Genomic DNA, 20,956 nt, shown 5'->3' with positions numbered 1-20,956 from the left:
ACCGCGCGGCGGAAGGGCTTCCGCCGCGCGGTGCGCATGATCAGGCCGCCTGCTTGCGGGCGACGTTCGCCTTAGACCAGTCGGCATACCAGGCGTCGAATAGCTTGAGCTGGGCCTCGGCATAGCCGCGTTGGCTCTCGCTGAGCGCATCGGTCTCGTTGAAGTGCAGGGCGTATTCCTTGTCGCCCTTCAGAACCATCATGTGCTTGAAGAACAGGACGAGGTCCGGGCCCGCATCGAAGGATGAGAGCACGGCCAGCGCCTGCTCCAGTTCCTGTGCCTGGCGGCGGGCCGTGGCATCGCCGGCGGCCGCCGCCACCGAGAGCTGGCAGAGATGCAGCACTTCCTGCGGCAGGACGTTGCCGATGCCGGTGATCGCGCCGGTCGCGCCGCAATTGACGTAGCCATGGACGACGGTGGTGTCGATGCCGATCATCAGCGAGACGCCGTCATCGCGGCTGGTGATGTTCTCGGCCGCATAGCGCATGTCGTCGGCGCCGCCGAATTCCTTGAAGCCGACGAGGTTCGGATGCTCGGCGCGCAGCGCAAAGAACAGGTCGGCGCGGGTGGCGAAGCCGTAATAGGGGCTGTTGTAGATCACCGCGGGCAGGTCCGGAGCGGCGGTCAGGATCGCCTTGAAATGCGCCTTCTGGGCGGCGATGACCGAGCCACGCGAGAGGACGCGCGGGATCACCATCAGGCCCTTGGCGCCGACCTTCTGGGCATGGGCGGCATGGGCGACGGCCGAGGCGGTGTTGACCGCGCCGGTGCCGACGATGACCGGGATGCCGGCCTTCACCAGACGCTCGACGCCTTCCATGCGCTGGGCATCGGTCAGCAGGGGCCAGTCGCCCATCGAGCCGCAATAGACCACGGCGGACATGCCGCCGGCGACCAGCTCCTTGGCCTTGCGCACCAGCCCGTCGAAATCGGGCGTGCGGTCCGCCTTGCAGGGGGTCATCAGCGCGGGGATCACGCCGGAGAAAATCTGGGCCTTCATCTCGCTCTCCTTCTGGCTGCCGTTCTTGCGGAGAGCCCGACACCCCGGCGGCGCGCTCTTCTCGGGCTCATTATAGGGTTTTGCATATTCTTTGTCGACAATGATTACGCAAGAAACTCAAAGTGCGATGTCGAGCCTGTCCTCGCCGATCATGAGCTTCTGAATCTGGCGGACGATCTGTTCCGCATGAGCCTTCCCCAGGCGCTCCGCCAGAGCCGTGTCGCGGGCCACGATCGCGGCGACGATGGTCTCGTGCTCGTCGACGAATTGCTGCGGCAGCCGGTCGTCATAGGACTGGTAGTAGAGCCGCAGGAAGCGCCGGCCCTCGTCGAGGAGGCGGCTGAACAGGCTGTTGAAATAGGGGTTGCGCCCGGCTTCCGCGATCGCGGCATGGAAGGCCGCGTTGGTCGCGATCATCGCCAGCGCATCCTGCGCCTTCACTGCGGCGGCGAACTCCGCCTGCCGGGCGCGGATTGCTTCCAGATCCTCCGGCCGGCGGTTCTGGGCGGCGAGTTGGGTCGTCACCCGGTACATCAGAGTCAGCGCGTCGAAGAACGGCGACATGTTCAAGAAGTCGAGATTGGCCACCATGGTCGAGCGGTTCGGCAGCGTGTCGATCAGTCCTTCACCGGCCAGCCGTACCAGCGCCTCGCGGATCGGCGTGCGCGACATCTGGAAACGTTCGGCGAGCTGGACCTCGTCGATCGGGCTGCCGGGCGGCAGGACCAGATCGAGGATTTCATCGCGCAGCAGATCGTAGACGAATTTCACGCCGGAGCCGCGTTTGCGCTCGGGGGTAGGGATTGCCTTGGTCTTGGTGGCGGTCATGGAAAACCCTCTTGTCGACAAGAGGGATACGGATTGTACGGCGATCGATCAATCGGAGCCCGGCACTTTCCCGGGGCTGCCCTCCGCTCAATTCGGGTTGAACGGGGTGGCGTCGCGAACCTCCGTCACCTCGACAAGGCCGGTGAGCAGCCGGTCTAGCTGCCGGGAGGCGGCTCCGCGACAGAGAGGCCGGTGACGCCATGCTTCGCGATCAGCCGCCTGACGACCCCGCTCTCGATGGCGGCCATGACGAAGCTCCTGAGATAGTCGAGGGCGATGCCGGAGGCCTTGGGGGTGCCCAGCGCCTGCTGGACCGCCATGAAGCGGCCGGGGAGCATGCGCGAGCCCGGCAGCGTCTTCTCGTCCTCGATCAGCTTCGGCCTCAGACCGGCGAGAGCATCGAGCTTCTGGTCGACGAAATGCTGGTATGCGCCGTCGAAACCTTCTCCGGTGATGAGCTCGGCCTCTCGGATGTTCCGTTCGAGCCAGAGGCCATAGGCCGTGCGCGCGGCGACTGCGATGCGCCGCCCCTTCCGGTCGACCTCCGCCACGGATTGCAGGGGCGAGCCTGCCGGTACCAGATAGGTCGCTTCGATCTCGGTATAGGCAGGGGTGAAGTCGATGACTGCGGCGCGCTGCGGCTCGGCCCCGACCAGCGCGACATCCCATTCGTCGCGCTCGGCTGCATCCGCGAGCGGGCCCGGCGATGGATAGGTGACGTATTGGAGTGGCAGGCCGAGGCATTCGGCCAGGATCGCCGCCATGTCCGGCGAGACGCCGGCCGGGCCGCCATCGGCTGTGCGGCTGGAAACCAGCAGGAAGTTCGACAGGTTGATGCCCGCCCGCAGCACGCCGTGGCGCGAGAGCGCCTGGCGAACAGCTTCGGGTGGCGCCCCGATGATCGCGCCGATCCGCTTGGCTTCCTCGGTCATCGTCAGGCCGTCCGCAGAGTCTGCGCGCTGAAGCGCGTCGTGCCGGTCTTGTGGCCGAAATCGGAGGGGCGCGATGTAGGGCGGGTCAGCACGGTGTCGATAGCCTTGTCGATCGCAGGAAAGCTTGCGCGAAGGCTTGCAGCTTCCGCTTTTCCGCGCGCCACCGCAACAGCGGCCCGCCGAATCGAAAGGGGCGAGAGGGCAGTGCCGTCGCGCTCCGCGTCAGCAGCCGATCACCTTGAACTCGACCCGCCGGTCGAGCGCATCGCTGGCATCGTCCTTGCCGGTCCCGACGAGGTTTTCCCTGAAACCACGACCGGTGGCGATCATACGGCCGCGATTGTCGGGTGCGCCGGTCAGCAGCAGATCCATGACGAACTGCGCTCTCAGCGCCGAGAGCCGGTCGTTCACCTGTGGCAGGCCGGTGTGCGAGGTATGGCCGACGATCTCCAGGCAGGCGCCCTTCTGGCGCGAGCGCGTCGCGATCTGGCTCAGCCACATCGGATAGGGCTCGGTGATCTGGCGATCGTCGATGAACTGCGTCGTGCCGGGCTTGAACAGCAGCTTCACCATCAATCGGTCCGTGCCGAGGCCATAATCGATCAGGTCGCCGAAGGCATCGACCATGTCCTCGCGCCGGGCGAGCTTGCTGGCGGCGAGATAGGTCCCGATCCTGACGCGGTGCTGCTCGCCGCCCGGCAGCCTGCGCGCCGTCCGGTAGAAGGCGAGCGCCTCGCGGAAATGCTGGGTCTCATAGGCGAGGATGCCGTCATTGATCAGCGCATTGGCGGTGAGCTTCTCGACATAGCCGGGATCGATCGGGTCCCCGAGCTTCGTGCCCTGGCAGGTCTTGATATAGGCGTCCGTCGCCTGATCCTTCGCCCAGAGCGGCGAGTCCCGATAATAGGGCGTCGGCGTCGTATCGACGCCTTCGGTGCGGGCGCGCGTGACGCCCTTGGAGACGATGCTGTTGGATTTGAGATCGGCCAGCGTCAGGCAGATCCGGTAGGCGTCGCGCGGGCCGTCCGCCACGCCCTGGTTGTTCACGGCGGTGAAGGTCCCGACCAGCACCACCGGCTTGCTCGCCAGGGCTTCGCTGTCGAAGGGCAGGACGGTGAAACGCGGGTAGTTCGTCCGCACGAGCTCCATCAGGGTCGCCTGCATCGAGCGCGTCGCGGTCGATTGCGCGCCCGAGGCCGCGTCGATCAGCGGGTCGATCACCAGCTCGATCCTGTCGCCGGAGACGGCCGCCTTGGTGAAGAGATCGTCGGCCGCCTTGCGCAGCGCCTCGGCGAAGGGCGTAGGGGTTGGCGGTGGCGGCGCGGTCTGGGCGCCGGCCGATATGGTGCCCCCCAGTAAAGCCAGGGCGATCATGACGGTCTTGAAGCGGACAAAGCCTGCCATGCCTCACCTCTCCGGCTTCGGCCGGGCTTTCCCGCCGCGGCCACCCTGCATCAGCGGCATTGCCGCAATTGTTCGCGCCCCGCCGGCGTGAGATCGCCAAGCTGCGCGCGCATCAAGAGTTCGGCGCATTCGCCGGAGGCTCGCCCGCGCGGTGCGGCGTCCGGCGGGCGCAGTGTGGCACCCGGCAGGGCGACGGGCTGCGTCGATCGGTTCGGCGACAGCGAGCCGGATACACCGAGCCGCGCCGCCATGGCCTGCTCGACATTCCTGCGTTCCTCGGCGAGGCGCTGCTTTTCCGTCTCGATCGCAGCGAGCTCCGATTCCCGGCGGGCGAGTTCGTCGGCGAGACGCGCGCGCTCCGCCTTGTCCTGCGTGCGCGACGGGGGTGGGGCAGGGGCGATGGCGACAGGCGCTGAGCCCGGAGCCGGCGCGGGCGGCGGGATGCCGACCGCATCGCCGATATCCTTGCGGGCGAGATCGTCGGCGGCCTGCCGGCGCCCCTGTTCCGCCCGCTCCAGGCGCTGGAGCAGCGCACGTTCGCGCTCGGCGAATTCGCGTATGAGTTTCTCACGATCGCTCGAGACCAAGGAGCGGCGTTCGAGCAGATCGAGCCGCGTGCGGGCATCGATGACGAAGAAGCTCTGGGGATAGCGCTTGATGAAGGCCTGCAAGGCGGTGGTGTCGTCGCTGGCGCGGATCCGGCGCCAGACATCGGCGTCGGTCTCCTCGCGGTTGAGATAGAAATCGCCGAGCAGGGAGAGCGAGAGTTCCGGCGTCTGCTTGCCGGCGGTCGTGTCGTAGACGCTCTTCTGCACGCGGCGGAACAGCGCCGCCACTTCCAGGCCGGGCTGGTCGATCTCGCGCACCAAAGCGGCGGTGAAGGGGCTGTTGCGGCCGGCCCCGTCGGCGGCGACATCGTTCGCCTGCGTGGCATAGGCGATGACCATGCCCTGCGCGCGCTGGACCGGGGCGAGGCCTGAGCCGACGGAGAAGCCGCGGGTCGCCTGCCGCTTGGCGAGCAAGCCGACGAACGGGTTGTTGCGGCAGGCGTCGAGCACCATGATCTTGACGCCCTTGGCATAGTTCAGGGCGGTGACGACATCGTTGAGCCGCGTCGTCTCGTACTGGACGCCGACCTCGTCCTCGATCTTGGCCTCTACGGGCACGAGATAGTTCTCGCCGTTGAACTGGAAGCCGTGGCCGGCGAAATAGAACATCGCGGCGTCGGCATCCTGCGCCAGCCGGGCGAAGCGCGTCAGCGCCGCATCCATGCCGCGCTTGTCGAGATCGATGCCGTCGACCACCTCGAAGCCGACCTTGCGCAGGGCGGTGACCATGTCGCGCGCGTCGTTCACGGTGTTCGGCAGCGCCGGCGCATTGCGATAGCTGGAATTGCCGATGACGAGCGCCACGCGGCGATCGGGCGGCGTCTCGGCCAGGGCAAGGCCGGACCAGAGCATGAGGAGCAGGCCGCAGAGTCTGGCGACGAGGGTCATGGGTGCATCCTGGAGGCTGCTCGCAGCCTCTACGTCATGCTAATGCATGATCCCGGCCATCTCCAGAACAAAGCATAGTCCTCATCGAAAAGGGACGGCGTTTTGCTTGAAGGCTGCAATCGTCGCTGATAGCCTTCGGCCTATCTTCTCGCGAAAGGAAGACGCTGATGCTTCGCCTCGCGCCGGCGCTTCTGCTGTTGGGGTTGGCCGTGGCGCTCCCATTCGCGGGCGCATCGGCGCAGGATCGCGCCCGGCAGCGCAGCCCGGCCCCTGCAGCCGCCCGTCTCTCCTTCGTCGGTCTCGCCGACAAGGCGCAGGTTCCAGCCAAGCTCACGGTGCGGTTCGCGATCTCAGGCATGGAGGTCGTGCCGGCCGGGCAGGCGATGCGCAATGCCGGGCATCACCACCTGCTGATCGATACCGAATTGCCGCCGCTCGACCAGCCGATCCCCAGCGATTTCAACCATATCCATTTCGGGGGTGGCCAGACCGAGGCCGAGATTGCACTCACGCCTGGCAAGCACACGCTGCAACTGCTCTTCGCCGACCACAACCATGTGCCGCATGATCCGCCGGTGGTGTCGGAGCGCATCACGGTCGAGGTCTCGACGGCGCCTGAGAAACCACGCTCAGTCGCCGCGCCCGGCGCCCGTGTCTTCTTCATCGATCTGCAGGACGGGGCGACGATCCCCAGCCGCGCCAAGATCCGCTTCGGGGCGGAGGGCATATCGGTGACGCCGGCCGGAACCACCAGCGCGAACGGCGGGCACCATCATCTCCTCGTCGATACCGAACTGCCGGCGCTGGACCGCGAGATTCCCAGCGACTTCAACCATCTGCATTTCGGGCGCGGGCAAACCGAGGTCGAACTCTCGCTGCCGCCCGGCGATCACACGCTGCAATTGCTGATGGGCGATCACGAGCATGTGCCACATGATCCGCCGGTGGTGTCCCCGCGCATCCGGGTCCGCGTCGTCGGGGACGCGCAGGCTTCGGTCGCTGCGCCTCCACCGCCGCATGCCCATGGCCCCGACCGCGCCCGCACGGCGTCGCCCAACGATGCCGCGGTCTATTTCGTCTATCCGCGGGATGGCGACCGGATCTACCCGACGTCGACGATCCGCTTCGGCCTGCGCAACATGGGCGTGGCGCCGGCCGGCGTCGCCAAGCCGAATACCGGCCATCACCATCTGCTGGTCGATGCCGGGCCGCCCTCGTTCGACGAGCCGATCCCGGCCGATCTCAACCATATCCATCTCGGCGGCGGCCAGACCGAATACAAGCTGACGCTGCCGAACGGGCGGCACACGCTGCAGCTCCTGCTCGCCGACGAGAACCATCTGCCGCACGACCCGCCGGTGATCTCGGAGCGCATCACGGTGACCGTGGTACCGGGCGGCCCGAACGCGAGGAGGCGCAGGTGATGTCGGGAATCCGCATCGCAGCCGCCGGCCTTGTTGCGCTGATGGCCTGGCAGGGGCTCGTTTCAGAAGTCGCGGCGCAGACCGCCACGCGCCAGCCGGCTCCGCCGGGCGCGCAAGTCTATTTCCACTATCCGATCGATGGCTTGAGCGTTCCCGAGCGCTTCACCGTGCGGATCGGCCTGCGCGGCATGGGCGTCGCGCCGGCAGGCGTCAATCACGCCCGGACCGGGCATCATCATCTGCTGATCGATACCGATCCCGGCCCGCCGGACCAGCCGATCCCGTCCGACTACAACAACATCCATCTCGGCAACGGGCAGACGGAAGTGGTGGTGACGCTGCCCAAGGGCCGGCACACGCTGCAATTGCTGCTCGGCGACTACAATCATACGCCGCATAATCCGCCCGTGATGTCGCCGAAGATCACGGTCAGTGTCCGCTAGCTGAAGGATACCGTCTGCCGATGGCTTGGTTGCGCGTTCTGGTCACTGCGATCGTGCTGCAGGGATTGTCGGGTCTGCCCGGCTTTGCCCAGCAGCCGGGCGAGCCTGCGCGCGTCGCCCTCGTCATTGCCAACGAAGCCTATCCGGAGGCGCCGATCGCCGGCACCGCCCAACTGGGCCGCGCCGTCGCCGAGACCTTGAGCGCCGGCGGCTTCGATGTCGTCGCGGTCGAGAATGCCGACCGCAATGCCTTGCGGCAGGCGATCGCCGGCTTTGCCAGCAAGCTCCGGCGCGGGGCGCAGGTCGTCGTCTTCTACAGCGGCCACGCGATCCAGCAGCGGAACCGCAATTTCCTGGTCTCGACGCAGAACGGCGCTGAGGGGGCGGTCGATCTCGACGAGATCATCGATCCACTGATCGTCGCCCGGCCGGCGAGCGCCCTGGTGTTTCTGAATGCTGGCGGCGACAATCCCTGGCAGGGTAAGGCGAAGGGTCTGCTCCCGCTCGAGCCGATGGAAGGCATCGCCGTGCTGTTCCCGACGGCGCCGGGCAAGACGCTGCCGGGCGGCCCCGACCGCGCGGTCGCCGCCTGGCTGAAGGCGATCCGGACGCCGGGGCTGGACATGACGCAGGCGCTGAAGCAGGTGCGGGACACGGTTTCGCGCGAAACCCGGCGAAGCCAGCAGGTCTGGCTCTCGGCGGAGCCATCCAAAGGGCTCGTGGTCACGCCGGTCACCCGGCCGGTCGCCGTCGCGCAGGGCAGCCGTGCCGTCATTCCGCCGCCCCAGACACCGGGCGCGACCCAGGACTCGGCCTATGATCTCGCTTTCTGGGAATCGATCCGCAACAGCCGCAGCGCAGCCGAGTACCGTGCCTATCTCGATGCCTATCCGAACGGGCGGTTCGCCTCGCTCGCCCGCACGCGCGAGCAGGAATATCGGGCCGGCCCGACTGCGCCTGCTGCCCCTCCCGCCGTTGCTGCAGTGGCGACGCCGCCCGCCGCTTCCCAGCCGGTCGCCGGCGCACCGCAGCGCGATTGCGCGGGCTGTCCCGAACTGGTCGCGATCCCCGCAGGTAGCTTCCAGATGGGCTCGAACGATCTCTACGAATTCGAGAAGCCGGTGCATCCGGTGACTATCCGCGGCTTCCTGCTCGGGGTGCGGGAGGTGACGTTCGAGGAATGGGATCTCTGCATCGACCAGGGCGGCTGCAACTACCGGCCTGACGATCGCGGGCTCGGCCGCGGCAAGCGACCGGTCACCGATATCCACTGGAACGATGCCAATGCCTATCTCGCCTGGCTCTCGGCCCGGAGCGGAAAACCCTATCGCCTGCCGACCGAGAGCGAATGGGAATACGCCGCGCGCGCCGGTACCACGACGACCTATCCCTGGGGCCAGGCCCTGGTGAAGGACCGCGCGAACTGCCTCGGCTGCAACGACCAGAAGCGCGGCAGCGCCGTTGCGGCCGGCCAGTTCCCCGCCAATGCCTTCGGGCTCTACGACATGGCCGGCAATGCCGCCGAATGGGTCGCCGATTGCTGGAGCGAGAATTATCGCAGCGCGCCCCGCGACGGCAGCGCCTATACGGTCGGGGGTTGCCGCGAGCGGGTGTTGCGCGGCGGCTCGTTCAACAACGATCCGCGCTATCTGCGGTCCGCCGCGCGCTTCAAATACGAAGCCGACGTGCGCTTCTACACCAATGGTTTTCGCGTCGCGCGGGACCGATAGACCAATCATTCCTCCCTGAATTGCAGGGGCGGCATGCGTGCCGCCTGCCTTGAAGCGCGTGCCTTTCCGCCGGCAATACAGACCGGGAATCAATCAGGAAGGGGAGGCCCGCATGGCCAAGGAATTCACCGGCAAGCGCGTGATCGTGATGGGCGGCAGCCGCGGCATCGGCCGTTCGATCGCACTCGGCTTCGCCGCGGGCGGGGCGGCCGTCTCGATCTGCGCACGCAGTGCCGGGCCGCTTGAAGCGACGCGCCAGGAGATCGAGGCGCACGGCGTCACCGCCCATGCGGGAAGCGTCGATCTCGCCGATGCCGGCCAGATCGAGGCCTATGTGCCTGAGGCCGTGAAGGCGCTGGGCGGGCTCGACATCCTCGTCAACAATGCGTCGGGCTTCGGCCAGAGCGATGACGAGGACGGCTGGGCGGCCTCGCTCAGCGTCGACATGATGGCCGTGGTGCGCGGCAGCCATGCGGCCATCCCGCATCTCCAGCCGGGTTCGTCGATCGTGAACATCTCGTCGATCTCGGCCCTGCGCGCGTCCTCGCGCTCGGCGCCCTATGGCGCGATCAAGGCTGCGGTGATGCATTACACCGGCAGCCAGGCCAAGATGCTGGCGCGCAAGGGCATCCGCGTGAACTGCGTCGCGCCGGGCTCGATCGAGTTTCCCGGCGGCTCATGGGAAAACCGGAAGACCTCCAATCCCGAGCTCTACAATGCGACGCTGGTGAACATTCCCTTCGGGCGAATGGGCAGGCCTGAGGAGATCGCCGAGGTCGTGCTCTTCCTGGCTTCGGCCAAGGCGAGCTGGGTCACCGGTCAGAGCATCGTCGTCGATGGCGGGCAGCTCGTCGGCCCCTGAGTCCGGTCAGAGCCGCAAGCCGCCATCCACCGCGATTTCGGCGCCGTTGATATAGCTGCCTTCGGGCGAGCAGAGCAGCAGCGCGATGCCCGCACAATCCTCGGGGCTGCCGATCCGGCCCAAGGGGATGCGGGCGAGGACCTGCTGCTCCCGTCCGGGCTGGGCCAGCACGGCGCGGTTGCGCTCGGTCAGGATCGCGCCGGGCTTGACGATATTGAAGGTGACGTCCGGCGCCTGCGTGGTGCGGGCGAGGTTCAGGATCATGTTGGTCTGCGCGGCCTTGGTGGCGGCGTAATAGAGATGCGTCGGATTGGGGCGTGCTTCCTGCACGCTGCCGATCGCGATCACCCGGCCGAAGCCGCGCGACAGCATCCCCGGCAGGAAAGCCTGCAACAGCCTGACGGTGGCGTGGAGATTGATCTGCGTCTGGGCGGCCATCGCTGCTTCCGAGACCGCGTCCCAGGTTTCCAGCATCTCGACTGAGGCGCAGAGCACGAGGATATCGGGCTCGGTGCCCTTTGCCATGAGCTGCCCTGCCATCGTCGCGGGGGCGGCCGGCTCGGCGAGGTCGGCGATCAGGGCCGTGGCCGCGTGGTTTTGCGCCCGCAGGTCGGCGACCGCCGCGTCGGCGGCGGCGGCGTCCCGGTCATGGATGATGGCATGCGCGCCGGCATCCGCGAGGCGCGCCGCGATCGCCAGCCCAATGCCGCGCGCCGCGCCGGTGACGAGCGCGACGCGCCCCGAAAGCGGGCTTGTCATCAGCCGAGCAGTGGTTTCACGCGCGCCGTCGCATCGTCCATCGCCTGCTGCGCCGGCTTGCGGCCGAGCACGGCGGCCTGCGTTTCCTCGATGAAGATGTCATGGGCGCGGGCCTGCTCGTCGAAGGCCGGCAGATGGATGCGCGAAGCCTTGAGCGCGGCCGCCTCGTCGGCGGCATAGGGCATCGCCGCCTTCAGCTTCTCGTCGGCATAGGTCGAGATGCGCACCGGACCGTTGCCGTTCAGCGCCATGGCGGTCGTGCCGGCCTTCGAGGACAGCGCGCGGATGAACTCCCAGCTCAGCGGCTTCTGCCTGGCGTTCTTCGGGATCATCAGCGCCCAGAACTCGGTCGTCGGGGCGAAGGCGACCTTACCCACGAGATCGGCGGCCATCGGCGGCAGCAGCGATTTGAACCGCCCGCCATACTTGCCCTTGGACGGGTCGTTATAGGTGACGAGCCTGGCGAAGGGGTTGATCGTCATCGCCGCCCGGCCCTGCTGCATCCAGGTGGTAATCTCCTCGTTGTTCACCGTTGCGAAATTCCGCGGCAGCACGCCGGCCTTGTAGAAATCGGCGAGCAGGGCGAGCGTCTTCACCATCGGCGGCTCGGCCGCGACGATCTTGCCGTCGGTCGTCATGTAGTCGCCGCCGAGGCAGCGGGCGAGCGTCAGGAAGTTCGAGGCGAAGACGGCGGTGAAGGCGAGGCCGTAGACCTGCGTGCCGTCCTCGCGCTTGAAGGTAAGCTTGCGGGCGAGTTCCGCCAGCTCCTCGAACGTCGTCGGCAGCTTGGTGACGCCGCGCTCTTCCAGCAGGGCCTCGTTATAGATCAGGGCATTGGTCGCGTGGCGAACCGGGATACCGTGCAGGGCATCGCCGACCTTGAGCGGGGCGAGCAGGCCCGGCGCGAAATCGTCGAAGGCCTCGATCGGCGCCTGCTTCATCAGCGCGTCGAGCGGCTCGAAGAGCTGGAGATTGCGCGGCACCGCGCGGCCATTGACGAGATAGGCGACGTCGATCGAGGTCTCCGACAGCGAAGCCTCGCGCAGCAGCCGCTCATGAACCGCGTTGACATCGCCGAACGTGACCCAGTTCACATTGGCGTCGTTCGCCTTGCGGAAGGCTTCGGTGGCGTCGCCGCCGGGACCGGTCGTCGCGGCACTCTGGTGGACGCGGTGACCGAGCGCGGTCAGCGTCTTCGCCTGGGCGAAGGCGGCGCGCGGGAGAAGCGCCGCGGCGGCTGCGGTGCCGGCGAGCGCACCGAACCGGCGGCGCGAGATGCGGGATGTCATCGATTGTCCTCCGGTGCTCGTTTTCGGGCGTGGTGCGCCGCTTTCTCGATCGTCAGGCCGGCAGCAGCGGCTGTACGCGCTTGACCAGCGAGGCCATCGCCTCTTCCGGCGTCTTCATGCCGAGCACGGCGGCTTCGGCTTCTTCCTTGAACAGATCGCCGGCGCGGGCGGCCTCGTCGAAGGCCGGCATCGGGACGCGCGCGACCTTGAGCACCTTCAATTCCTCGGCGGCGTAAGGCACGGACCCGGCGAAGCCCTGATCGGCATAGGTCGAGACGCGGACCGGGCCGTTGCCGTTGAGGGCGGCCTTCAGCGTCGCCTCCTTGGAGGTCATCGCCTTGATGAAGCTCCAGGCGAGGTCCTTGCGCTTGGCATTCTTCGGGATGACCATGCCCCAGAACTCGACCTTGGCCGGGGCTGCAGCGTATTTGCCGGCGAGCGTCTTCGAGGCGGGCACCGCGATCGTCTTGATCTTGCCGGGGAATTTCGACTTCTGCGGGTCGTTGTAGATGCGGTTGCGGCCCATGCTCTGCAGGCTCATCGCGGCGCGGCCCTGCTGCATCCAGACATTGACGTCTTCGGGCGAGAGCGTCGCGAAGTTGCGCGGGAAGGCATTGGCCTGGAAAAGCTCGCGCAAGGTGCGGATCGCGTTCAGCATCGGCGGCTGGTCGGCGACGCATTTGAAGTCCGGCGTGATGAAATCGCCGTCCCAGGCGCGGGCGAGGTCGATCACGTTGGGATAGGTCGCGCCCGGCGTGCACAACCCGACGACCTGTGTGCCATCGGCGCGGCGATAGCTGCAGGCCTTGGCGATCTCGATCATCTCCTCGATCGTCGCGGGCGGCTTGGAGAAGCCCTTCTCGGCCAGAATCTCCTCGTTGTAGTGCAGGCCGGAGGAGGCGTGGCGGAACGGGATCGCGAGCTGCTTGCCACCGACCTTCATGCCCTCGATCAGGCCGGGGAAGATATCGGCGATGTCCTCGACCGGATCCTTCTTCAGATAGTCGTCGAGCGCCTCGAACAGGGTCGCGGCGCGCGGCACGACCTGCGTGTTGACGACGAAACCGACATCGACGGAGGTCTCGCCGAGGCTCGCCTCGCGGAACAGGCGCTCCTGCAGCGGCCCGGTGTCGAACGTCGTCCACTGGACGGTGACGCCGTTCTTCTGCGCCCAGTCCTTGGTGATGTCGCCGCCCTGCGCGCCGGTCGCGACCGTCTGCATGACGCGATGGGTGAAGACGTTGAAAGGCCCGCTCTGCGCCTGCGCCGTGTGGCCCAGCCCGGCGAAGCTCAGTCCGAGGATGCCGGCGCCGAACTGCCTACGGTCGAGTGTCGCCCCTTGACTCATGATGATCCTCCCTATGGCTCGCGAGTTCCGCGATGGCGGCTTCTGCCGCTTCGAAATGCTTGTTCATGGCGGCGGAAGCCGCGGCGGCATCGCCCGCGCGGATGGCGTCCACGACAAGGACATGGCGCTTGAACGTGCGCTGCCAGTCCTCGGGACCGCGCGCCTCGCGCGAGTTGAAAATCTCCATCACCTCGCGGATGACGGGGCGCAGGCCGCGGAGCTGGAAATCGAGCAGGCGGTTGCCAGAGGAGGCTGCGACCGCTTCGTGAAAATCGAGATCGGCCTCGATCCAGAGCGGCACATGACCCAGCGCATCCTCCATCCGGGCGAGGATGAGATCGAGCTTCTCGATATCCTCGTCCGTACGCCGTTCGGCGCTATGCGCCGCGATCGGCGGCTCCAGGATGCGGCGCAGTTCGACGGCTTCGGTCAGGCCGTTGGCACGGCCGCGCACGGCGAAACGATAGAACCGGTCGAGCGGCGCGGCATCGAGCGCCTGCACCCGCGTCGGCTTGCCCTGCTGGATATGGACGACGCCCATGGCCGCGAGCTGGCGGATGGCCTCGCGCGCGATCGGCTTGCTGACGCCGAAGGAGGCGGCGATGCGCGCTTCCGACGGCAGGAAATCGCCCGGCTTCAAACGCCCCTCATGGATCGCCTGCGTGATGCGCTGGATCACGGCATCGCCGAGGCGCATCGGCACGACATCGCCGCCCGCGAACGGGTCGTCGGCATCCAGCACGGAACGGGCGATATCGCTCATCAATTTCCTCCGGCGGGGATCATTGACAGATGCCGCGTTCCTTGGCAACTGTTCAACCTATCAGATAAGCAAGTGTCGTTCAGCCACGCGCCTCGGGAGGGCCATGCCGCATGTCGGCCAGCCGCATCGCCAAAATAGATGTTCATCCGCTGCGGGCGACGCTGCCCAAGGTCCAGCGGACCTCGCAGGGCGACTACCCGGCGATCGAGATCGTCGTCGTGGAGGTCGAGACCGAGGACGGCACGATCGGTTTCGGCGAGGGATTGTGCCGGCGCGGCGCGGCCGGCTATGCGCGCTTCATCGAGGAAGCGCTGGTGTCCCGGCTGATCGGGCGCGATGCCGCCGACCGGCGCGCGCTCTGGAAGGCGATGCGGGCGGCGCTCTCGGGCCGGCCCGGCGGGCAGGTCGTTGAAGCCATCGCGGCCGTCGACATCGCGCTCTGGGACATCGCGGGGAAACAGGCGGGGCAGCCGGTCCACAAGCTGCTCGGCGGCATGGGGCGCACGGAGGTCGCGGCCTATGCCTCCTCGATCAACTGGCTCGACGACGCCACGGTCGAGGCCGAGGTGGCGGCGGCGCTGAAGGCCGGCTTCCGCGAAATCAAGGTCAAGCTCGGCCATCCCCTGCGTGATGCCATCGCCCGCGCGAAGCTGATCCGCCGGCTCGCCGGTGACGAGATCGCGCTCTATGTCGATGCGAACTGGGCCTATGACGTCGACGACGCGATGATCGTCGGCCGCGCGCTGGCTGATCTCGGCTACGGCTTCTTCGAGGAGCCGATCGCGCCGCATGACCGTGAAGGCTATCGCCGTCTTGCGCAGCATCTGCCGATACGGCTTGCGGCCGGCGAGAGCGATTTCGTCGCGGGCGAGGCGCTGACCATGCTGCAGGACCGCTCGCTCGGGCTGATCCAGCCGGACGTGACACGCTCCGGCGGCATCACCGAGACCTGGCGCATCGCCGAGCTCGCTGCGGCCTTCAACACGGCCTATGCGCCGCATGTCGGCTGGTCGGGCGCGATCTGCGTTGCCGCGAGCCTGCAGCTCGCCGCAGCGGCGGAGAGCTTCCGTACCTTCGAATGCATGGTCTACGAGAACCCGCTGCGCGACGCCTTCACGCAGCCGCTCGTCGGCGAGGGCTCGCAGCTCGTCGACGGCAAGCTCGCGATCCCACAGGGGCCGGGCCTTGGCATCGAGATCGACCGCGAGGCGCTGAAGCGCTTCAGGATCGCCTGATGAGCGCCCGTACGCCTTTCTCGGCGATCGCGCTCGTCACCCCGGTTCAGCTCATGATCGGCGGCATCATCTTCGTGCCGGCGCTCTATGTCTTCTGGCTGAGCCTCAACCAGTCCTCCTTCGGACAGGCGGCGACGTTCGTCGGCCTCGCCAATTACGCGAAGGTGCTGAGCGATCCGTATTTCTGGAAGGCGCTGCTCAACACCGTCATCGTCGTCGCCGTCGTGGTGCATGTCGAACTGCTGATCGGGCTCGGCATGGCCCTGTTCTTCGCCTCCGGCGTGCCGTTGCGCGCGCTGCTGCTCGCGATCGTGCTCGCGCCCTATGCCGTCAGCGAAGTCTCGGCGGTGGTTATGTGGCGCTACCTGTTCGAGCCCGATGTCGGGATGATGAGCCGGCTGCTGATGACGCTGGGCCTGCCGCCGATCGAATGGGCGGTGAACCCCAGCCATGGCCTCGCCATGGTCAGCCTGCTCTCGATCTGGCTGCACCTGCCGTTCTCGTTCATCATCCTCTACGCGGCGCGGCTTTCGATCCCCAGCGATCTCTATGAGGCCGCCTCGATCGACGGTGCCTCGGCCTGGACTTCGTTCCGCCGGATCACGCTGCCGCTGCTGATGCCGGCGCTGCTGATCGCCGCCCTGTTCCGCTACATCTTCGCCTTCCGGCTGTTCTCGGAGGTCTGGCTGATGACTGGCGGCGGGCCGGCGCGCTCGACCGAGGTGATGGCGGTCTATCTCTATCTCGAGGCTTTCCGCTACAACGCCTTCGGCTCTGCCGCCGCTACCGGCTGGCTGCTGGTGCTCGCCTCGCTCCTGCTCGCGCTGTTCTACCTGCGCCGGCTCTACAAGGAGATGTTCGCGCGTGCCTAAGCTGCTCCGCCATCTTCTGAAGCTCGTCGGTGTGCTGGCGGTCGTCGCCTGGTCACTGGTGCCGATCGGGCTGATCGCGATGTCCTCCTTCAAGGCCGACCGCGACATCTTCTCGACCACCGGCACCTTCTCCTTCGCGCCAACGCTGGCGAACTACCAGGCGCTATGGAGCCGCTGGGGCGACTTCTTCTTCGGCCTGTGGAACAGCTTCCTCGTCACGGTCGGGGCGACGGTGCTGGCCGTCGGCGTCTCGCTGCTCGCCGGCTTCGCCTATTCGCGCTTCGCCTCGAAGGGCCTGCAGGCCTCGGCCTTCTTCCTGATCTTCATCCGCCTGATCCCGCCGATCGTGATCACGCTGCCGCTCTTCCCGGTGGTGAACTGGCTGGGCTTGAACGACACGCATTTCGTGCTGATCGTGCTCTACGCCACCTTCTTCGTCTCGCTGGGCACGGTGGTGATGCGAACCTTCATCGACCAGATCCCGCGCGAGCTCGACGAGGCCGCGATGATGGACGGTGCCTCGCAGTTCCAGATCATCATGCGCGTGATCCTGCCGATGGCGGCGCAGGGCATGCTCGCGGTCTCAGTCTTCGTCATCGTCTATGCCTGGAACGAGTTCCTCTTCGCCTTCATCTTCACCACGACCAAGGCCAAGACAGCGCCGCTGGTGATCTCCGAGATGATCGGCGCCGTCGAGGGCGTCGAATGGGGCGTGCTTTTCGCAGCCTCCACCGTGCAGCTCGTGCCGGTGCTCGCCTTCGTCATCCTCATGCAGAAGCATCTCGTGGCGGGCCTCACCGCCGGCGCGGTGAAGGGATAAGCCATGACCCAGCTCGACGACCTCAGGCGCGCGATCCGCGAGAGCGACCCTGCCTTAAGCCGCTTCGACCCGCTGCCGCGCATCATCTGCCTCGACGATTTCGACCGCGGCATGTGCGGCTGGACCCAGCTCGTCGGCAATTACGAGGATACGCTGGACGCGATGCTGCCGGGCTATGCCCAGCACAGCCATGCCATGCTCTCGACCCTGCCGAACTGGGATTTCGGCTCGCATGGCGGCGTCGACGGCTCCTATGCGCTGAAGATCGCGACCCGGCCGAAGAAAGGCGCGCAGAATGTCGCGATCAAGCGCCTGACCTTCCGCAAGGCCGGACCGATCCGGCTGGAGGCCTATTTCACCTTCAAGCCGGAGGCGACGGAGCTCGCGCTCTCGGAGACCGATATCCGCTCCTTCGGCTTCCTCTACGATCTCCAGATCGGCGATACCTCGGGGCCGGGCGACCGGGTGATGCCGCATCTGCGCTTCCTCAATGCGCAGGACGGCCAGCACATCCAGAAATGGCAGTTCAAGCGCAAGACGACGCCGATCAAGCCGATCGGCACCGCCGGCAAGACGATCACGCATTACCACCTCGCGCCCGATGACTGGGAGGATCTGCCGGGCGGCGAGCAAAGGCTCTGCTACAACGAGATCCCGACCAAGGTGAACTGGCACTATCTGCGCTTCGATTTCGACCTCGCCGCGATGCAGGCGACACGGTTTCAGGTCAATGACCGGGTCTTCGCCATGGATGGCTATGACTGCATCCGCATCCCCGCGATGAAGAATCTGTGGTGCATGCTGAACCTCGCCTTCTTCGCGGAGACGGATACCGACAAGCGCGCCTTCGCCTATCTCGACTCCGTCTGCCTGTCGGGGGATTTCTGATGCTGCCCGAGAACCTCACCGCCGTCGTTGCCCGCAACGAAAGCTGGACGGCTGAAAGCGCGACCGAGCCTTACGAGGCCGGCTGGGCGAAGGAGGCGATCGTCTTCGTGCGCGCGCTGAAGGCGCCGACAGGCCCGTTGCCGAAGGCGCGGATCGAGATCTCGGCCGATGGCCTGCACTGGTGCGCCGAGGGCTCGGAATTCGACCTGCCGGCCGCGAGGGACGCCGTCACGTTCCAACGGGTCAGCCATTTCGGCAATTTCCTGCGCGTCGCCGCGTCGCTGCCCGATGGCGCCGAGATCACCGTGCTGGTGACGCTTCACCTGAAGGCGTGATCCGCCGATAGGGCCATGGGCACAATCCGACCGGCGTCACGATGAGCCTGGCGCGGCGCAAGCGGCTGCGCGGCCCGTCTTCGGCCGAGCGCGGCGAGATCAACCGGCCGGTGACGATCGGGGTGCGATCGTCTCGCCCGACGATCTCCTGATCGGCGACGATGACGGGCTGGTTGCGCTGACGCCGGCATCGATCCGCGCCCGCATCGCCGATGCCGAAGCCCGGCTGGTGCTGGAGGCGAAATGGGAGGCGGCCCTGACGGCCGGAGAGACGGCGGAGGCCGTCTTCGGCCTGAAAGCGCCGTAGGGCCGGGCCGTCCGACAGGACGCGCGATGACCCAGTGCTTGCTTGATTTTCACGGAAGCGGGTCGTCATCCCGGACAAGTCCCGGGATGACGACGTGGTTCCATATAAAATCAGCAGCCTCTAGGCGACGGCCGCGACCGCTGTTTCATTGGCCTTGTCCTGCCCTTCGAAGCTTGCCATCGCCGCGGCGACGCCGCCGCTGCGATGCGGCACGCCGGCGGCCGACAGGCCGAGCTCGACGCCCGACAGCGCGCCGAGCAGGCTGAGTTCGTTGCATTCGCCGAGATGGCCGATGCGGAAGACCTTGCCGGCGACCTTGCCGAGGCCAGAGCCGAGCGAGATGTTGTATTTCTCCAGCGCGATCTTGCGGAAGCGGTCGGCGTCATGGCTCGGCGGCATGAGCACGGCGGTCAGGACCGGCGAATATTCGTCCGGGTTCTGGCAGAGCACTTCGAGCCCCCACGCCTTGACGGCGGCGCGGCAGGCCGCGGCCAGGCGCTGGTGGCGGGTGAAGACGTTGTCGAGCCCTTCCTCCTGCAGCATCGCGAGCGCTTCCTTCAGGCCGTAGAGCAGGTTCGTCGCGGGCGTGTAGGGGAAGAATCCGCTGGCGTTGATCTTCACCATCTCCTGCCAGTCCCAGTAGGAACGCGGCAGCTTGTTGGTCTTCGACGCCGCGAGGGCCTTTTCGGAGATCGCGTTAAAGCTCAGCCCGGGCGGCAGCATCAAACCCTTCTGCGAGCCGGAGACGGTGACGTCGACCCGCCATTCGTCGTGGCGGTAGTCGACCGAGGCAAGCGACGAGATCGTATCGACCATGAACAGGGCGGGGTGGCCGGCGGCGTCGATGGCCTTGCGGATCTCGGCGACACGACTGGTCGCGCCGGTCGAGGTCTCGTTATGGACGACCATCACCGCCTTGATCGCGTGGGCCTTGTCCTCGGCGAGCCTGGCCTCGATCGCGGCCGGATCGGCGCCATGACGCCAGTCGCCCGGGATGAACTCGACCGTGATGCCGAAGCGCGTGGCGATCTGCTTCCAGAGTGTCGCGAAATGCCCGGTCTCGGCCATCAGCACGGTATCGCCGGGGGAGAGGGTGTTGGTGATCGCCGCCTCCCAGGCACCTGTGCCGGAGGAGGGGTAGATCACAACCGGCTGGCTGGTCTTGAAGACGGCCTTGGAGCCTTCGAGGACCTCCTTGCCGAGCGCGCCGAACTCGGCGCTGCGATGGTCGATGATCGGCATCGCGATCGCACGCAGGATGCGGTCAGGGATCGGGCTCGGGCCGGGAATATGTAGGAAATGACGACCCTGCATGACGTTGTTATCCTCCCTTCGGCGCGCGGTGCGCCGTCACCTCACGTCATTTTGCATTCATTCTTTAGAAGATCAAGCTTGTCATGTAATTCATATGGGCAGATAGCAGGGCTCGACAGTGGGTCTGCGTCAGCTTAGCTGGAGATCATGAGCGAGACATCCATGAATGCAGATGAGGGCCGGAGTCGGGAGGCGGTGGAGGCTGCCAGATCGTCTGGGACGCTTCATGGCGAATTGCTGGCGGCGCTGCGCGATTTTATCGTCGAGGGGCATCTTGAGGATGGTGTGCGTATCCCCGAGCGCGCGCTGTGCGAGCGCTTCAGCATCTCGCGGACGCCATTGCGCGAGGCGCTGAAGGTTCTCGCTGCGGAGGGCTTGATCGAGCTTCTTCCCAACCGCGGCGCGCGCGTGCGCGAGCTGAGCGCCGCCGATCTGCGCGAGCTTTTCGATGTCATGGGCGGACTGGAATCGCTGGCCGGGCGCCTGGCCTGCGAGCGCATAACCGACGCTGAAATCGCCGAGATCGAGCGGGTTCATCATGAAATGTACCATTTCTACCTGCGTCGGGACGTGCACGGCTATTTCCGCTGCAACCAGGCCATCCACCAGATGATCGTGGCGGCCGCGGGCAACACGCTGCTGGCGTCGACCTATGCCGGCTTGGCCGGTCGCATCCGGCGCGTCCGGTACGCCGCCAACCTGGCGAAGGACCGCGACAGGCTGAGCGAGGCGATGCGCGAGCATGAGGCGATCCTGGATGCGCTGCGCCGCCGTGCGGGCAGCGAGTTGAGCGACATCCTGTTCCTGCATCTCAGGAACAAGCTGAAGGCGGCCCAGCCGGCGGCCTGAGCGCAGGCGGCCTCGGAATTGATGATGCCTGCGATCGCGAGGCTGAGGGCGGAGCAGG

At 66.8% G+C, this 20,956-nt stretch carries 20 protein-coding genes and 1 pseudogene; 10 read left to right on the top strand and 11 right to left on the bottom strand.

Going from position 1 to position 20,956, the window contains the following annotated elements:
* Nucleotides 1-40: 40 nt before the first annotated feature.
* The 5 genes from FHT98_RS10015 to FHT98_RS09995 form a co-directional block, all read right to left on the bottom strand.
* On the bottom strand, nucleotides 41-1,000 hold the full coding sequence (locus FHT98_RS10015) for a dihydrodipicolinate synthase family protein (protein ID WP_142113923.1): 960 nt from the start codon (nucleotides 998-1,000) through the stop codon (nucleotides 41-43).
* Between the two features lie 117 nt (nucleotides 1,001-1,117).
* Nucleotides 1,118-1,828 carry a GntR family transcriptional regulator gene (locus tag FHT98_RS10010; RefSeq protein ID WP_142113922.1) on the bottom strand — a complete coding sequence of 237 codons (711 nt, stop codon included), beginning with the start codon at nucleotides 1,826-1,828 and terminating at the stop codon, nucleotides 1,118-1,120.
* A gap of 155 nt (nucleotides 1,829-1,983) precedes the next feature.
* Nucleotides 1,984-2,760: a transporter substrate-binding domain-containing protein gene (locus FHT98_RS10005; RefSeq protein WP_142113921.1), complete on the bottom strand. Its 777-nt coding sequence runs from the start codon at nucleotides 2,758-2,760 to the stop codon at nucleotides 1,984-1,986.
* Between the two features lie 222 nt (nucleotides 2,761-2,982).
* On the bottom strand, nucleotides 2,983-4,164 hold the full coding sequence (locus FHT98_RS10000; protein WP_248309192.1) for an OmpA family protein: 1,182 nt from the start codon (nucleotides 4,162-4,164) through the stop codon (nucleotides 2,983-2,985).
* Between the two features lie 50 nt (nucleotides 4,165-4,214).
* On the bottom strand, nucleotides 4,215-5,660 hold the full coding sequence (locus FHT98_RS09995) for a caspase family protein (RefSeq protein WP_142113920.1): 1,446 nt from the start codon (nucleotides 5,658-5,660) through the stop codon (nucleotides 4,215-4,217).
* Between the two features lie 167 nt (nucleotides 5,661-5,827).
* Here FHT98_RS09995 and FHT98_RS26355 point away from each other — a divergent pair, with 167 nt between their 5' ends.
* From FHT98_RS26355 to FHT98_RS09975, 4 genes are all read left to right on the top strand, one after another.
* Nucleotides 5,828-7,084, top strand: a complete 1,257-nt coding sequence (locus FHT98_RS26355) for a DUF4399 domain-containing protein (protein ID WP_210244353.1) — start codon at nucleotides 5,828-5,830, stop codon at nucleotides 7,082-7,084.
* Nucleotides 7,084-7,527 (top strand): DUF4399 domain-containing protein, encoded by a 444-nt coding sequence (locus FHT98_RS09985; protein ID WP_142115725.1) that lies wholly within the window; start codon nucleotides 7,084-7,086, stop codon nucleotides 7,525-7,527. Before FHT98_RS26355 ends, FHT98_RS09985 begins: the two co-directional genes overlap by 1 nt.
* Nucleotides 7,528-7,547: 20 nt before the next feature.
* Nucleotides 7,548-9,257 (top strand): SUMF1/EgtB/PvdO family nonheme iron enzyme, encoded by a 1,710-nt coding sequence (locus tag FHT98_RS09980; protein ID WP_142113919.1) that lies wholly within the window; start codon nucleotides 7,548-7,550, stop codon nucleotides 9,255-9,257.
* A 112-nt stretch (nucleotides 9,258-9,369) separates the two neighbouring features.
* Nucleotides 9,370-10,119, top strand: coding sequence for an SDR family NAD(P)-dependent oxidoreductase (locus tag FHT98_RS09975; protein ID WP_142113918.1), 750 nt, complete (start codon nucleotides 9,370-9,372; stop codon nucleotides 10,117-10,119).
* Between the two features lie 6 nt (nucleotides 10,120-10,125).
* Here FHT98_RS09975 and FHT98_RS09970 read toward each other — a convergent pair whose 3' ends face one another.
* The 4 genes from FHT98_RS09970 to FHT98_RS09955 are packed head-to-tail and all read right to left on the bottom strand — an operon-like array spanning nucleotide 10,126 to nucleotide 14,278.
* Nucleotides 10,126-10,878, bottom strand: coding sequence for an SDR family NAD(P)-dependent oxidoreductase (locus tag FHT98_RS09970; RefSeq protein ID WP_142113917.1), 753 nt, complete (start codon nucleotides 10,876-10,878; stop codon nucleotides 10,126-10,128).
* Entirely contained in the window at nucleotides 10,878-12,167 is a 1,290-nt protein-coding gene (locus tag FHT98_RS09965) for an ABC transporter substrate-binding protein (RefSeq protein ID WP_142113916.1), read from the bottom strand. Before FHT98_RS09965 ends, FHT98_RS09970 begins: the two co-directional genes overlap by 1 nt.
* A 52-nt stretch (nucleotides 12,168-12,219) precedes the next feature.
* Nucleotides 12,220-13,515 (bottom strand): ABC transporter substrate-binding protein, encoded by a 1,296-nt coding sequence (locus FHT98_RS09960; protein WP_142113915.1) that lies wholly within the window; start codon nucleotides 13,513-13,515, stop codon nucleotides 12,220-12,222.
* Nucleotides 13,487-14,278: a FadR/GntR family transcriptional regulator gene (locus tag FHT98_RS09955; RefSeq protein WP_142113914.1), complete on the bottom strand. Its 792-nt coding sequence runs from the start codon at nucleotides 14,276-14,278 to the stop codon at nucleotides 13,487-13,489. The genes FHT98_RS09960 and FHT98_RS09955 overlap by 29 nt, the downstream gene beginning before the upstream one ends.
* A 110-nt stretch (nucleotides 14,279-14,388) precedes the next feature.
* On the opposite strand from FHT98_RS09955, the gene FHT98_RS09950 reads away from it, so the two are divergent.
* Genes FHT98_RS09950 through FHT98_RS09930 form a run of 5 tightly spaced genes read left to right on the top strand, consistent with a single transcriptional unit; the run spans nucleotide 14,389 to nucleotide 18,428 of the window.
* A complete protein-coding gene (locus tag FHT98_RS09950) occupies nucleotides 14,389-15,513 on the top strand; it encodes a mandelate racemase/muconate lactonizing enzyme family protein (protein ID WP_142113913.1) in 1,125 nt (374 codons plus the stop codon).
* A complete protein-coding gene (locus FHT98_RS09945; RefSeq protein WP_061966186.1) occupies nucleotides 15,513-16,385 on the top strand; it encodes a carbohydrate ABC transporter permease in 873 nt (290 codons plus the stop codon). Before FHT98_RS09950 ends, FHT98_RS09945 begins: the two co-directional genes overlap by 1 nt.
* The gene (locus FHT98_RS09940) at nucleotides 16,378-17,205 is read left to right on the top strand and encodes a carbohydrate ABC transporter permease (protein ID WP_061966184.1); all 828 of its coding nucleotides are present in this window, start codon (nucleotides 16,378-16,380) and stop codon (nucleotides 17,203-17,205) included. Before FHT98_RS09945 ends, FHT98_RS09940 begins: the two co-directional genes overlap by 8 nt.
* Before the next feature lie 3 nt (nucleotides 17,206-17,208).
* Nucleotides 17,209-18,093 (top strand): DUF6772 family protein, encoded by an 885-nt coding sequence (locus tag FHT98_RS09935; RefSeq protein ID WP_061966183.1) that lies wholly within the window; start codon nucleotides 17,209-17,211, stop codon nucleotides 18,091-18,093.
* On the top strand, nucleotides 18,093-18,428 hold the full coding sequence (locus FHT98_RS09930) for a hypothetical protein (protein WP_142113912.1): 336 nt from the start codon (nucleotides 18,093-18,095) through the stop codon (nucleotides 18,426-18,428). Before FHT98_RS09935 ends, FHT98_RS09930 begins: the two co-directional genes overlap by 1 nt.
* Here the strand turns inward: FHT98_RS09930 and FHT98_RS09925 are convergent.
* Together FHT98_RS09925 and FHT98_RS09920 are read right to left on the bottom strand one after the other, a co-directional pair.
* A complete protein-coding gene (locus tag FHT98_RS09925; RefSeq protein WP_142113911.1) occupies nucleotides 18,394-18,804 on the bottom strand; it encodes a hypothetical protein in 411 nt (136 codons plus the stop codon). The two genes, FHT98_RS09930 and FHT98_RS09925, sit on opposite strands and share 35 nt — an antisense overlap.
* Nucleotides 18,805-18,855: 51 nt before the next feature.
* Entirely contained in the window at nucleotides 18,856-20,049 is a 1,194-nt protein-coding gene (locus FHT98_RS09920; RefSeq protein WP_142113910.1) for a pyridoxal-phosphate-dependent aminotransferase family protein, read from the bottom strand.
* A 219-nt stretch (nucleotides 20,050-20,268) separates the two neighbouring features.
* Here FHT98_RS09920 and FHT98_RS09915 point away from each other — a divergent pair.
* A pseudogene (locus FHT98_RS09915) lies at nucleotides 20,269-20,898 on the top strand (GntR family transcriptional regulator); the annotation flags it as partial.
* Nucleotides 20,899-20,956 lie beyond the last annotated feature (58 nt).

This window comes from Allobosea sp. AK1 (assembly GCF_006714945.1).
Taxonomy (GTDB): domain Bacteria; phylum Pseudomonadota; class Alphaproteobacteria; order Rhizobiales; family Beijerinckiaceae; genus Allobosea; species Allobosea robiniae.
This window is presented reverse-complemented; position numbering and strand designations above follow the sequence as displayed.